Annotated in this window: 12 protein-coding genes, 1 tRNA gene and 1 pseudogene; 7 read left to right on the forward strand and 7 right to left on the reverse strand. The window is 72.7% G+C overall.

The features are described from left to right. Positions 1 to 39: 39 nt before the first annotated feature. Positions 40 to 450, reverse strand: coding sequence for a DUF4440 domain-containing protein (locus ACFYYB_RS04570; protein WP_389433165.1), 411 nt, complete (start codon positions 448 to 450; stop codon positions 40 to 42). Between the two features lie 39 nt (positions 451 to 489). Then, positions 490 to 1,080: a MepB family protein gene (locus ACFYYB_RS04575; RefSeq protein WP_389433166.1), complete on the reverse strand. Its 591-nt coding sequence runs from the start codon at positions 1,078 to 1,080 to the stop codon at positions 490 to 492. A 35-nt stretch (positions 1,081 to 1,115) separates the two neighbouring features. On the opposite strand from ACFYYB_RS04575, the gene ACFYYB_RS04580 reads away from it, so the two are divergent. After that, positions 1,116 to 1,850 (forward strand): pyridoxamine 5'-phosphate oxidase family protein, encoded by a 735-nt coding sequence (locus ACFYYB_RS04580; RefSeq protein ID WP_389433167.1) that lies wholly within the window; start codon positions 1,116 to 1,118, stop codon positions 1,848 to 1,850. Positions 1,851 to 2,009: 159 nt separating this feature from the next. Here the strand turns inward: ACFYYB_RS04580 and ACFYYB_RS04585 are convergent. Beyond that, positions 2,010 to 2,094 (reverse strand) — tRNA-Leu (locus ACFYYB_RS04585). 260 nt (positions 2,095 to 2,354) lie between these two features. Here ACFYYB_RS04585 and ACFYYB_RS04590 point away from each other — a divergent pair. After that, complete coding sequence (locus ACFYYB_RS04590) at positions 2,355 to 3,572, forward strand: low temperature requirement protein A (protein WP_389433168.1); 1,218 nt, start codon at positions 2,355 to 2,357, stop codon at positions 3,570 to 3,572. Here ACFYYB_RS04590 and ACFYYB_RS04595 read toward each other — a convergent pair. After that, positions 3,559 to 4,500, reverse strand: a complete 942-nt coding sequence (locus ACFYYB_RS04595; protein WP_389433169.1) for a beta-ketoacyl-ACP synthase III — start codon at positions 4,498 to 4,500, stop codon at positions 3,559 to 3,561. The genes ACFYYB_RS04590 and ACFYYB_RS04595 overlap by 14 nt on opposite strands. 205 nt (positions 4,501 to 4,705) lie before the next feature. Here ACFYYB_RS04595 and fdhD point away from each other — a divergent pair, with 205 nt between their 5' ends. After that, the gene (gene fdhD, locus ACFYYB_RS04600; RefSeq protein WP_389433170.1) at positions 4,706 to 5,539 is read left to right on the forward strand and encodes a formate dehydrogenase accessory sulfurtransferase FdhD; all 834 of its coding nucleotides are present in this window, start codon (positions 4,706 to 4,708) and stop codon (positions 5,537 to 5,539) included. A gap of 90 nt (positions 5,540 to 5,629) precedes the next feature. Here the strand turns inward: fdhD and ACFYYB_RS04605 are convergent, their stop codons facing one another. From ACFYYB_RS04605 to ACFYYB_RS04615, 3 genes are all read right to left on the reverse strand, one after another. Next, positions 5,630 to 5,899, reverse strand: coding sequence for a hypothetical protein (locus tag ACFYYB_RS04605; protein WP_389433171.1), 270 nt, complete (start codon positions 5,897 to 5,899; stop codon positions 5,630 to 5,632). Positions 5,900 to 6,017: 118 nt separating this feature from the next. Then, positions 6,018 to 6,449: a (2Fe-2S) ferredoxin domain-containing protein gene (locus tag ACFYYB_RS04610; protein WP_389433172.1), complete on the reverse strand. Its 432-nt coding sequence runs from the start codon at positions 6,447 to 6,449 to the stop codon at positions 6,018 to 6,020. 9 nt (positions 6,450 to 6,458) lie between these two features. Continuing rightward, positions 6,459 to 7,511, reverse strand: a complete 1,053-nt coding sequence (locus tag ACFYYB_RS04615; RefSeq protein ID WP_389433464.1) for a bile acid:sodium symporter family protein — start codon at positions 7,509 to 7,511, stop codon at positions 6,459 to 6,461. Positions 7,512 to 7,723: 212 nt separating this feature from the next. Between ACFYYB_RS04615 and ACFYYB_RS04620 the strand changes: the two genes are divergently transcribed. The 4 genes and pseudogenes from ACFYYB_RS04620 (at position 7,724) to ACFYYB_RS04635 (ending at position 12,661) form a co-directional block, all read left to right on the forward strand. Beyond that, positions 7,724 to 8,575: a LysR substrate-binding domain-containing protein gene (locus ACFYYB_RS04620; RefSeq protein ID WP_250740698.1), complete on the forward strand. Its 852-nt coding sequence runs from the start codon at positions 7,724 to 7,726 to the stop codon at positions 8,573 to 8,575. 473 nt (positions 8,576 to 9,048) lie between these two features. Then, a pseudogene (locus ACFYYB_RS04625) lies at positions 9,049 to 9,945 on the forward strand (LLM class flavin-dependent oxidoreductase). Between the two features lie 83 nt (positions 9,946 to 10,028). Continuing rightward, entirely contained in the window at positions 10,029 to 10,688 is a 660-nt protein-coding gene (locus tag ACFYYB_RS04630) for an NADPH-dependent F420 reductase (protein WP_389433173.1), read from the forward strand. Between the two features lie 149 nt (positions 10,689 to 10,837). Further along, positions 10,838 to 12,661: an AMP-dependent synthetase/ligase gene (locus ACFYYB_RS04635; RefSeq protein WP_389433174.1), complete on the forward strand. Its 1,824-nt coding sequence runs from the start codon at positions 10,838 to 10,840 to the stop codon at positions 12,659 to 12,661. Positions 12,662 to 12,751: the final 90 nt, after the last annotated feature.

The following is a 12,751-nucleotide window of genomic DNA, read 5'->3' on the forward strand; positions in this document are numbered from 1 at the left end:
GTACGGGGCTACGGGGCCGCGGGCGCGCGCACCGAGGCGCTACGGGGCGACGTCGTCCCAGGCCATCGCGCTCATCCGCCAGCCGTCGGGGGTCCGGACGTACTGCGTGGTCTTGTGGCCGGTGCCCTCGAACCACACCCCGTCGAGGTATCCGGACTTGCGGTACTCGCTGAACCGGTGCGCGATCGACCCGAAGATCTCGGTCCGCTCGGCGACCTCCCATTCACGGAACTCCGTCAGCGTCCCGTCGGTGAGGATCTTCTCCCGCGGCTCGATGAATCCGTCGAGGTCGTAGATCACGGGCTCGGCCCCGATGTTCTTGATGATCATCCCCTGGGGGATGAACACCTCGCGGACGGCGCCCAGATCAGGCCGCCCGCCGTCGGCGTTGGCGAAGGCTCCGAGGAACAGCCGCATCAGCTGGTCGAGTTCGGCCTTGACTTCGGACACGCACCCCTCCTGAGGAAGAAGATTCCGGCGTGCCGATCTTCACCCACTGCCGGCTCCCGGGCAATGGCCGGCGGCACTGAGTCCATGGAGGGCGCGGGCGCGGGCCGGATCGGCGGGACGGTCCCCCGGAAGGTGCAGGAAGTGGTCGAGCTGCCAGGCCTGCGCCGCGGCGGCCGACCGGTTGGCGGTCGTCGCCCAGGGCGGGTAGACGCGGAAGGCCCGCTTGCCGCCGGAGCCGTTCACCGAGAGGACCCCGTACCGGCGGAGCACGTCCTTGGGGAAGACGAACTGCCCGAATTCGGCTCGGTCGAGGCCGCGGGAGCCGACGACGAAGAGGTCGACGGCGTCGGCGACGTCGAAGGGCTGGATGGGCCCGTCCGGGGACCTCTTCCACACGGTGACGAACTGGCCCGTCTTGGTGGGCGTCGTCCTGGCCGTGCGGTAGCGGACGGCGATCCCGTCGAGCGTGAAGGTGTGGGCGGCGTACTCGGCGCTCTCGGCTTCCGGAACGGGCTGCGAGCAGGTGAACCCGCAGGGGTCGTAGACGAGCGCCTTCGCCGCGCGGAGATCCCCGTGGACCGGCGCCGCGGCCGGCCAGGGAACCGGCCCGGCGGTGGGGTGTCTGATCATGGGCCCACCTTGTCATGCGCTCTACTGACGAAAAAATGACGAAACGTCACACATACGGAGGTCCCGTGAAGAGCACACCCGACCGCCCCGCCGCCCCCACGGGCTCGTACGCACCGACCGAGCGGACCATCCCCGGCCGGATGCGGCAGTGGGCGTCCTACGACCGGAACCTGGTCCACTCGATCCTCGACGAGGCCTTCGTGTGCCACCTGGGCTTCGTCCGCGACGGCCTGCCCGTGGTCCTGCCCACCCTCTACGCCCGGGTCGGCGAGCACCTCTACCTGCACGGCTCGGTGCACTCCGGGCCGGTGCGCCTGGCCGGGGCCGGCCTGGACGTCTGCGTGACCGTCACCCACCTGGACGGGCTGATCCTGGGCCGGTCCGCCTTCCGGCACTCCGTGAACTACCGCTCCGTCGTGGCCCACGGCGTCGCACACCCGGTCACCGACCCCGAGGAGAAGGGCCGCGCGCTGCGGGCGATCGTGGAGCACGTGGTCCCGGGCCGCTCCTCGGACACCCGCCCGCCGAGCGCCGAGGAACTGGACGATGTCGCCGTACTGCGCCTCGACCTGAACGAGGTGTCCGCGAAGTCCCGCGTCGGCGGCCCGGCCGACGAACCCCGGGACGCGGGCCTGCCCCACTGGTCGGGCCGGATCCCGCTGCTCCGGAGCTACGGAACGCCGGTCCCGGCCGAGGACATCACCCCCGGCGTGGACCTGCCCGAGTACCTGAGCCGCCTGGTCGGGCCCGCGGGCCCCGCCACCGACTGACGCCGCCGGCGGGCCGGGTCCTTCCGGATCGCCCACGCCCGCTAGATCTGGCCCCCTGCGAGGCGCAGGGGGCCAGATCACGTTCACGCACAACGACAGAGCCGGTCAAAGCGACGTTCAGTCGCTTTGACCGGCTCTGTTGGGTCGGTTGACCTCTTGTGTCCGAGGGGGGACTTGAACCCCCACGCCCGATAAAGGGCACTAGCACCTCAAGCTAGCGCGTCTGCCATTCCGCCACCCGGACTAGGTGGTCGGCCCCGGTTTCCCGCGGCGACATGGACAACAATAGCAAAGGTTCGACGGGGTTCCGACCAGGTATTTCGACCGGGCCGGGTCCGACGCGCCGCGCTGACCTGCGGGCATGCCCGAGGCCCGGCGGTACGGACGGAGCGAGACGCATCGTCTCACCGCGCTGGGACTCCCGGATGCTGATACCGGGTGGACTTGGGCGGGCCGAGGCGATCGGATGGGCGCCGCATATCCGAGTTCAGGGGGGAATCACCTATGGAGTCCGAGCATCGCGTCAGCACGCTGGAGCTCTTCTTCGACCTCGTCTTCGTCTTCACCATCACCCAGCTGACGGTGCTGCTCGCGGACGACCTCACCCCGCGCGGCGCCGGGCGGGTGCTGCTGATCTTCACGGTGCTGTTCTGGATGTACGGCGGCTACGCGTACCTCACCAATCAGGTACCGCCCGACCGGCCCGTGCGCCGCCTGCTGATCCTGCTCGCCATGGGGGCGTTCCTGGTGTGCGCCCTGGCCGTGCCGACGGCCTTCGGGGACGGCGGGGTCGCCTTCGGGCTCGGCTACCTGGTCGTCGTGATCACTCACAGCGCGCTGTACAGCCAGGCGCACGGGCGCGGGGTGCTGTGGTTCGCGATGCCGAACGCGCTGTCCGCGCTGTCGGTCACCGCCGCCGGGCTCTTCGACGGGGCGGCGGCCCTGGGCCTGTGGGCCCTGGCCCTGCTGTTCCAGTTCGTCACGCCCGCCATCTCGCGGCGGGCGACGGCCTCCGGGGCCGCCGAAGCCGCCGAGGGGAAGACCATCGAGGAGCAGCTCGGGGGGATCGGCGCCGCGCACTTCGTGGAACGGCACGGGCTGCTGCTGATCATCGTGTTCGGCGAGTCGATCATCGCGGTCGGCATCGGGGTGGGCTCGCTGCCGCTGACCTTCGGGATCATCGTCGGCGCGTTCCTGACGCTGGCCGTCGGGGCCGCGCTGTGGTGGATGTACTTCGTGCGCGACGAGGGGCGTGCCGAGCACGTCTTCACGAACACGACCCCGGACAGGCGTTTCAAGCTGGCGCTGCGCGCGTACTACTACTGCTTCATCCCGATGCTGCTGGGCATCGCCGCCTTCTCGGCGGGCGTGAAGAAGAGCATCGGGCACCTGGGCGAGGAGCTGCCGGCCGGGCCCGCCCTCGCGCTCGCGGGCGGGGTCGCCTGCTATCTGGCCGGGGACGTCGCCTTCCGGCTGGTGCTGGGCATCCGGCCGGTACGGTTCCGGGCGCTCGCGGTGGCGCCCGTCCTGGCGACCGCCGCGGCGGGCATGCGGATCGGGGCGGTCTGGCAGCTGACCGCGCTGGTCCTCGTCCTGGTGGCCGCGCTGGCGGCGGAGGCCCGGGCCGCAGGCACCCCCGCCGACACCGCCGCCGACACCGCCGTGGACCCGGCCGGAGCCGAGCCCACCGCGCGTTCCGGCGCGGGCGCTACGGGCAGCTGATGACCTGGCCGGCGTAGGAAAGGTTGCCGCCGAAGCCGAAGAGGAGGACGGGCGCCCCGGAGGGGATCTCGCCGCGCTCGACCAGCTTGGACAGGGCCATCGGGATGGAGGCGGCCGAGGTGTTGCCGGAGTCGACCACATCGCGGGCGACGACGGCGTTGACGGCGCCGATCTTCGAGGCGAGCGGCTCGATGATCCGCAGGTTCGCCTGGTGGAGGACGACCGCGGCCAGGTCCTCCGGGGTGATCCCGGCCTTCTCGCAGACCTTGCGGGCGAGCGGGGGGAGCTGGCTGGTGGTCCAGCGGTAGACGGACTGGCCCTCCTGGGCGAAGACCGGCGGCGTGCCCTCGATGCGGACGGCGTTGCCCATCGAGGGCACCGAGCCCCACAGGACCGGGCCGATACCGGGCTCCTCGCAGGCCTCGACGACGGCCGCGCCGGCGCCGTCGCCGGTCAGGACGCAGGTGGTGCGGTCGGTCCAGTCGGTGATCTCGGTCATCTTGTCCGCCCCGATGACCAGGGCCCGGGTGGCGGCGCCGGCCCGGATCGCGTGGTCGGCGGTGGCCAGGGCGTGGGTGAAGCCCGAGCAGACGACGTTGATGTCCATCACGGCGGGGCTGGAGCCCATCCCGAGCTTGGCCGCGACGCGGGCCGCCATGTTGGGGGAACGGTCGATCGCGGTGGAGGTGGCGACGAGGACGAGGTCGATGTCGTCCGGGGTCAGACCGGCGCTCGCGAGCGCCTTGCCCGCGGCCTGGTAGGCCAGCTCGTCGACCGGCTCGTCGGGTCCGGCCATGTGCCGGGTCTTGATCCCGACGCGGGACCGGATCCACTCGTCGTTGGTGTCCACCATGGTGGCGAGGTCCTCATTGGTGAGCACCTTCGAGGGCTGGTAGTGCCCTAGCGCCACCACGCGTGAACCGGTCATGGGCGGGGTCCCCCCTTGTAAGGCAGTCAGGATTTACCAGCTTTGCCTGCTACTGATGGGTACACGGGCGCGTGACCCGACAGGATTCAGTGCCCGGAATTTGGAGCTTCCCGAGGGTGCTCCAGCCCGGGAAGGTGCCCGGGGCGGATCCGGGAGAATGGGTGCTCCAGGCGTACGACGAGAACAGAACGGGTGGACTGATCACATGGGACGGGTCACCGAACGCCGTCGCGTCCTCCGGATCCGGGGCGGCGTCGCAGGGGCCCGGGCGGACACCCTGGTGGCCGAAGAGCCGCTGGAGATACGGCTGAACGGCAAACCGCTGGCCATCACGATGCGCACCCCGGGCGACGATTTCGCGCTGGCCGTGGGCTTCCTGGCCAGTGAGGGCGTGCTCGCCTCGGCGTCGGACGTCCGGGCCGTGACCTACTGCGAGGGTGCCACCGAGGACGGATCGAACACCTACAACGTGGTGAACGTGCAGCTCGCCGCCGGAGTTCCGGTGCCCGACATCACGCTGGAGCGGAACGTCTACACCACCTCCTCCTGCGGCCTGTGCGGGAAGGCCAGCCTGGACGCGGTGCGCACCGCGACGCGGTTCCCGGGGCTCGCGGACGATCCGGTACGGGTGGGCGCGCGACTCCTGGGGGAGCTGCCGGACCGGCTGCGCGCGGAGCAGAAGGTCTTCGAGCGTACGGGCGCCCTGCACGGCGCCGGGCTGTTCTCGGCGGGGGGCGAGCTGATCGACGTACGGGAGGACGTGGGGCGGCACAACGCGGTGGACAAGATCGTCGGCCGGGCGCTGCAGGCCGGGCGGCTGCCGCTGGCGGGCTCCGTCCTGCTGGTGTCGGGGCGGGCCTCCTTCGAGCTGGCGCAGAAGGCCGTGATGGCGGGCATTCCCGTACTGGCGGCCGTCTCCGCGCCGTCCTCGCTCGCGGTGGACCTGGCAGTGGAGTCGGGGCTGACGCTGGTCGGGTTCCTGCGGGGCGGGGACATGAACATCTACGCGGGCGAGGAGCGGATCGACCTGACGGCGTGACCCGCGGTCCGGCGGGGGCCCGGCCAGCCAGTGCGCCGACGGGGCAGGGGTGGGGGCCGTCGTGCGGCCCCCGCCCCTGCCCCGTACGGGCTACTTCTCGGCCAGGTGTCCGGCGCCGGTGTGCTCGGTGCCCGCCGGGGCCTCGATGGTCTGGCTGTACGGGTTGCCCTTGGACGCGGGCTCGATCTTCTTAGCGGCCACGTGCGGGGTGCCCACCGGGGCCTCGATCGTGCGGCTGTGAGCAGAGCCGTCCTTGGCGGCGCCGTTCGCGTTGTCCGCGGCGTTGGCGGCTCCGCCGAGGGCGAGCGTGGCGAGCAGAGCGGCGGCGGAGACGGCGGCGATGCGCTTGTTGAGCTTCATGGGGTGCTCCCTGGTGGTTCGGGGTTTCTTGCTGACACCCAGAACCTAGAAGAACCGGACATTTCCTCGCTCTAACGCCTTCCGCCCCCAGAGACCCTCCGCCCTTACACCGCCCCGATCACCGCTTGCGGCGGCCCCGGCGGGAAGCGGGCTCGGCCGGCTTCGGTTCCGGGGGGTCGATGCGGTGCAGGTCGAGGGTCGCCGGGAGCGGGGTGGCCCCGGGGCCGCCCGCTCCGGCCCAGGCGATGATCTCGTCGGTGGCCGTGTCGTCCAGGGCCCAGCCGAACCACACCGCGCGGGCGCCCCTGCGGCGGGCCTCCGTGGTGGGCTGGACCACGATGACGTTGGCCTGCGCGCACGGGCCGAGGCAGTCGGACGTACGGACGGCCAGGCGCCCGTCGGAGGCCGCCGCGGCCTCGCGCAGCCGGGCCAGTTGTCCCACGTGGTCGGTGCCGGGGTTCTTGACGGGGTCGCCGCAGCAGCATCCCCGGCAGACCACCAGGGTGCAGGGGCGCGGGGCATGGGCGGAGAGCGGGCGTATCCAGGTCACCGCCGCACGTTACCGGGCCTGCGGGACCGGGTGTTGTGGGGTGTGCGAGACCTCCGCCACATGCCCGGCGGCGAGTTCCGTCCGCTCCGTGGCCCGCGGGTCCCGCGCGCGGCGGCGGGCCAGTACCGCACAGACCATCAGCTGCATCTGGTGGAAGAGCATCAGCGGCAGCACGGCGAGGCTCGCCTGCGCTCCGAACAGCACGCTGGCCATGGGGAGTCCGGCGGCCAGGCTCTTCTTCGACCCCGCGAACTGGATGGCGATCCGGTCCTCACGGGTGAATCCGAGGCGCTTGGCCCCGTACCAGGTGACCAGCAGCATCACGGCGAGGATGGCCGCCTCCACGGCCATCAGACCGCCGAGGCGCGGGAGGCTGACCTGGTGCCAGATCCCCGCGACCATGCCGGCGCTGAAGGCGGTGTAGACGACGAGCAGGATCGAGCCGCGGTCGACGCGGCCGAGGACCGATCTGTTGCGGACGAGGAAGCCGCCGACCCAGGGGCGCAGGGCCTGGCCGAGGAGGAACGGCAGGAGCAGCTGGAGGACGATCTTCACCAGCGAGTCGAGGGAGAAGCCGCCCGCGCTGTTGCCGAGCAGGCCGGCGGCGAGGACGGGGGTCAGGAAGATGCCGATGAGGCTGGAGAAGGAGCCCGCGCAGATCGCGGCCGGGACGTTGCCGCGGGCGATCGAGGTGAAGGCGATGGAGGACTGGATGGTCGAGGGGACCAGGCAGAGGAAGAGCAGGCCGCTGTAGAGGGGCGGCGTGAGGACGGTGGGGACCAGGGCGTGCGCGGCGAGGCCCAGGAGCGGGAAGAGCAGGAAGGTGGAGGCGAGCACGGTGAGGTGGAGCCGCCAGTGGCGCATGCCGTCGAGGGCCTCACGGGTGGAGAGCCGGGCGCCGTAGAGGAAGAAGAGCAGGGCCACCGCCGCCGTGGAGGCGGCCTCGGCCACGGAGGCGGCCGCGCCGCGGGCGGGCAGCAGGGCGGCGAGGCCGACGGTGGCGAGCAGACCCATGATGAACGGGTCCACGGGGAGCCGGGCGGGAAGGTGCGGGCGGCGCATGCGGATGCTCACTTGCTGACGGTGGGAGGGCTGGGCCGTCTCTTTCGGATCTTGTCGGCCGAGCAAGATCCGAAAAAGAGACGGCCTAGGGGCAAAGGCGGAGTCGGACTCGGTTTCCCTTCCATCTTCGGGGGTCAGGTGGTGATCGGGAATCCCGTACACCACTCTCACTGTCATCACGGAACGTGATGAGCGGGAGTAGGGTGGGCGGTGTGTACGACCCCGTTCAGCTGCGCACTTTCCTCACCGTCGCCCAGACCCTGAGCTTCACGCAGGCCGCCGCCCGGCTCGGCGTCCGCCAGTCCACGGTCAGCCAGCACGTGCGCCGGCTGGAGGAGGCCACCGGCCGGCCCCTCTTCCTGCGCGACACCCACAGCGTGGAACTCACGGAGGACGGCGAGGCGCTGCTCGGCTTCGCCCGCTCGATCCTGGAGGCGCACGAGCGCGCGGCGGCCTTCTTCGCCGGGACGCGGATCCGGGGCCGGCTGCGCTTCGGCGCCTCCGAGGACTTCGTGCTGACCCGGCTGCCGGAGATCCTGGAGGCCTTCCGGCACGAGCACCCCGAGGTGGAGCTGGAGCTGTCCGTCGAGCTGTCGGGGACCCTGCACGAGCGGCTGGACGCGGGGCGGCTGGACCTCGTACTCGCCAAGCGGCGCGGGGACGGCGATGAGCGGGGCCGGCTGGTGTGGCGGGACCGGATGGTGTGGATCGGGGCGGAGGGGCTGCGGGTGGACCCGGACCGGCCGGTTCCGCTGATCGTCTTCCCGCCGCCGGGCATCACGCGGGCGCGGGCGCTGGACGTGTTGCAGGCGGACGGGCGGCCGTGGCGGATCGCGTGTACGAGCGGCAGCCTGAGCGGCCTGATCGCGGCGGCGCGGGCGGGGCTGGGCGTGATGGCCCACACCCGCGGACTCATCCCACCGGGCCTGGTCCGCGTGGGCGGCCTCCCGGACCTCGGAACGGTGGAGTTCGCCCTCCTACGGGGCCCCCGCAGCTCAGCGGCCGCGGAAGCCCTGGCCGCGGCAATCCTGTCGGGCGCGGACCGCCTGACGCGCGCGGCGTAACGGGGCGCCGCGCAGCCCGTGCGGCGCAGCCGGGCTGCCCCGCAGCCCGTGCGGCGCAGCCGGGACCCGCAGTACGGCTCGCGGTCGGGGCCCGCCCCCGAGGCAGCGGCCGGCGGACCGGGACCGCTCCCCCTGACCGGAGATCCTCCGGGCGGCGGCGCGGCACGGGCTGCGCGGCACGGGCTGCGCAGCCCGTGCGGCGCAGCCCGTGCGGCGCAGCCCGTGCGGCGCAGCCGGGACCCTCAGTGCGGCTTGCGGTCGGGGCCCGCCCCCAAGCCAGCGGCCGGCGGACCGGGACCGCTCCCCCGACGGGAGATCCTCCGGGCGGCGGCGCTTCCTGGCCCGTGGTCCCGCCGGGGGCTCAGCGGCGGCTGGTGGAATGGATCCGCGTGTCACGGGAGTTGGCGGCGAGCGCATGGGCGGCGGCCGGGTGTGCGGTCGGTCGGCGTCGGATCTCGCCGGACGGCCGTTCCATGCCCTCGCCGTACCTCGGCGTCTCCCTCCCGCCGCTCCGGCCGCTCGACGACGGGCGCTGCGTGCTCCGCGCCGAGGAGAGGGGCTTCGATCACGTCGCGGTCGGGAACCGTCTCCTGGACAGCGGGTTCGGCCTCGACACCTACCCGCTGGTCCTGTTGTCTGCCGTCGCGGGCACCACCAGCCGGCTGCGGCTGCTGGCGTCGGTGCTCGTCCCGCCCTCCCATCCGGCGCTGGTGCTCGCCAACCGGGCAGCCACCCTCGACGTCGTGTCCGGCGGCTGCCTGCTCCTGGGAGTCGGCGTCGGCTGGAACCCGGAGGAGTTCGACGCCGTCGGGATCCCCGCCGGCGAGCGCGGCACCCGCACCGACGGCCATCTCGCGGCCGCCCGGGCCCTGTGATCGCGCCGGACCAGCGGTTTCGACGGGCCGTTCACGCCCCTGCGCGCCGCACGCCTGGGCGTGCCGCCGGTCGCCCCCGGGGGCCCGCCCCGGTGGGTCGGCGGCAGCAGGGACGCCGCCCTGCGCCGCGCGCTGAGGTTCGGCGACGGCTGGTACGGCGCCGGCGCCGACGCGGCGGAGGTCGCGGACGTGCGGCGCCGGCTGCGCGCGCTCGCGACCGGCTGGTCCTCGCCTTGGCGGCGTTCCTCGCCCCGCCCGGGATCCCCGCGGCCGTGGCGGCCCCTCGGGGTCGCCGCGGCGAGCGTCGTCGACGACCTGGGCAGTTGGCCGAGGCGGGCCTTGCGACCTGCGCGATGTGGCTGCCCGTCGCGGCCGGCCGGCTCGGCGAGGCGGTGGAGTGGACCGCGGCCGAGGTCGCGCCCCCACTCTCCTGACCTGGTAACCCGAACGGCCGCCGGGCCGAATGTGCTGCCGTTCGCGACGCCGTGCGTTTAGGGTCGCCGTACGCCAACCGGGAGCGGTGTGGCGGGAATTCGTAGGGAAAGAACAGAACGAACAGAACGAGCAGGGGGACGCACGTGAAGATCGCGGTACTGGGTACGGGCGAGGTCGGCCAGCGGCTGGCGGGGAAGCTGGTCGCGGTCGGGCACGAGGTCACGATGGGGTCCCGGACGGCGGACAACGCCGAAGCCGCGCGGTGGGCCGCCGAGACGGGCGGTGGCCACGGGACCTTCGCCGATGCCGCCGCCCGCGCCGAGCTCGTCGTCAACGCGACCGGCGGGCTGGTCTCCCTCGCCGTGCTGGAGGCCGCCGGGGCCGGCAACCTCCGCGGCAAGACCGTCGTGGACGTCTCCAACGGGCTGGACTTCTCGGAGGGGTTCCCGCCCCGGGTGGTCACCCCGGACGGCCACAGCGTCGCAGAGCAGCTCCAGAAGGCGTTCCCCGAGGCGCGGATCGTCAAGACGCTCAACACCATGAACAACGCGGTGATGGTCGAGCCGAGCCGGGTACCGGGCCACCACACCGTGTTCGTGAGCGGCGACGACGCCGACGCCAAGGCCGAGACCACCGCGCTCCTGCGTTCCTTCGGCTGGGCGCCCGAGCAGATCACCGATCTCGGCGACCTGTCGAGCGCCCGCGCCACCGAGGCCCTGATGGGGTTGTGGCTGCGGCTCTACGGGGTGCTCGGCCCGGTGGACTTCAACCTTGCCGTGGTCACCGCCAAGGGCACCGCCTGACCGCACCACAGGCCACACCGCCTGACCACGCCACGTGAGCGCACCACCCGTCCGCACCGCTGGGGAGGTCTTGTGGAGGTCTGCCTTCCGTGATCACCGGCGGGTGGGCGTGGGATAGCGTCGCCGCGCCGTACGGAGAGGAGCGGGCCTTGCACGAGACCACCGTCCCGCCGGTCGTCACGGGCTCGCCCGTCGGCGGTCTGGCCGATGCCGTCTTCCTGCACGCCCACGAGGACCCCGGCCGGGTCGTGCTCGGCCGGAAGTCGGACGGGGTCTGGGGGGACGTGACCTCCGGCGAGCTGGCCTCCGAGGTGCTCGGGCTCGCCAAGGGGCTGCTGGCACAGGGCATCCGCTTCGGGGACCGGGTCGCGATCATGTCCCGCACCCGGTACGAGTGGACGCTCTTCGACTTCGCCCTGTGGGCGATCGGAGCCCAGCCCGTCCCCGTCTACCCCTCGTCCTCCGCCGAGCAGGTGCACTGGATCCTCTACGACTCCGAGTGCACGGCCTGCGTGGTGGAGGACGAGGACCAGGCCATGACCGTCGGGTCGGTGATCGAGCGGCTGCCGATGCTGCGCCGGCTGTGGCAGCTGGACGCCGGCGCCGTGGACGGGCTCGTCCAGGACGGGCTCCAGGTCGCCGAGGACGTCGTGCACCGCCACCGGAGCGCCGTGACGCCCGATGCGACGGCCACCGTCATCTACACCTCGGGGACCACCGGACGCCCCAAGGGCTGTGTGCTGACCCACGGCAATTTCATGTTCGAGGCCGACACGATGGTGACCCGCTGGGAGTCCGTCTTCCGGGCCGGGCCCGGTGAGCAGCCCTCCACTCTGCTGTTCCTGCCGCTCGCCCACGTCTTCGGGCGGATGGTGGAGGTGGCGGCCGTCCGCGCCCGGGTGAAGCTCGGACACCAGCCGGTGCTGGCGGCGGCCGAACTCCTGCCGGACCTCGCCGCGTTCCGGCCCACGTTCGTGCTCGGGGTGCCGTACGTCTTCGAGAAGGTCTTCGCCGCCGCGCGCCGCAAGGCCGAGAGCGAGGGCCGGACGGGGCCCTTCGACCGGGCGGTGGACACGGCCGTACGGTACGCGGAGGCGCGCGAGCAGCGGGCGTTCGGCGTCGGGCCGGGGCCCTCGGCGAAGCTGCGCGTGGAGCACCAGCTCTTCGAGAAGCTGGTGTACGGGAAGGTCCGCGAGGCGCTGGGCGGCCGGGTGCGGTACGCGATGTCGGGCGGCTCCGCGATGTCGCGCCGGCTGGGGCTGTTCTTCGAGGGCGCCGGGGTCACGGTCTTCGAGGGCTACGGGCTGACGGAGTCCTGCGCGGCGGCGACCGCGAATCCTCCCGGGGCCGTCAAGTACGGCACCGTCGGGCGGCCGATCCCCGGCGGCACGGTGCACATCGCCGACGACGGGGAGATCTGGCTCCGGGGCGCCCACGTCTTCTCCGGGTACCTGAACGACCCGCACGCCACGGAGGCCGTCCTGCGGGACGGCTGGCTGGCGACGGGGGACCTGGGACGTCTCGACGCGGACGGGTACCTCACGATCACCGGGCGCAAGAAGGAGATCCTGGTGACCTCCAACGGCAAGAGCGTCGCGCCGGCCGCCCTGGAGGAGCGGGTCCGCTCGCATCCGCTCGTCTCGCAGTGCGTCCTGGTGGGCAACGACCGGCCGTACATCGCGGCCTTGCTCACCCTGGACATGGAGGGGGTCGCGCACTGGCTGGCGATGCGCGGCCGCCCCCGGCTGCCGGAGGCGGAGCTGGTGCTGGACCCCGATCTGACGGCGGAGGTCCGCCGGTCGGTGGTGGCGGCCAACACGCTGGTCTCCCAGGCCGAGTCGATCCGCACGTTCCGCGTCCTCGGCGAGCAGTTCACCGAGGAACGGGGGCTGCTGACGCCCTCGCTGAAGCTGAAGCGGCGGGCCATAGAGAAGGTCTACGCCAAGGAGGTGGCGGCCCTCTACCCGTCCTGACGGGCGCCGCCGGCCCGGCCCGCCGCGATCACGCCCACGGCCCGAACCGTTACCTGACGGGTCGTCACTTTACTTGTCGTTGATATTGAC

This window comes from Streptomyces sp. NPDC002886 (assembly GCF_042888445.1).
GTDB lineage: Bacteria > Actinomycetota > Actinomycetes > Streptomycetales > Streptomycetaceae > Streptomyces.

Bases quoted from the DNA above. Each gene is read 5' to 3' on its own strand.
- fdhD (WP_389433170.1), top strand. From the start codon at position 4,706: ATGGGACGGGTCACCGAACGCCGTCGCGTCCTCCGGATCCGGGGCGGC.
- ACFYYB_RS04575 (WP_389433166.1), bottom strand. From the start codon at position 1,080: ATGATCAGACACCCCACCGCCGGGCCGGTTCCCTGGCCGGCCGCGGCG.
- ACFYYB_RS04615 (WP_389433464.1), bottom strand. From the start codon at position 7,511: ATGCGCCGCCCGCACCTTCCCGCCCGGCTCCCCGTGGACCCGTTCATC.
- ACFYYB_RS04590 (WP_389433168.1), top strand. From the start codon at position 2,355: ATGGAGTCCGAGCATCGCGTCAGCACGCTGGAGCTCTTCTTCGACCTC.
- ACFYYB_RS04580 (WP_389433167.1), top strand. From the start codon at position 1,116: ATGACGAAACGTCACACATACGGAGGTCCCGTGAAGAGCACACCCGAC.
- ACFYYB_RS04595 (WP_389433169.1), bottom strand. From the start codon at position 4,500: ATGACCGGTTCACGCGTGGTGGCGCTAGGGCACTACCAGCCCTCGAAG.
- ACFYYB_RS04605 (WP_389433171.1), bottom strand. From the start codon at position 5,899: ATGAAGCTCAACAAGCGCATCGCCGCCGTCTCCGCCGCCGCTCTGCTC.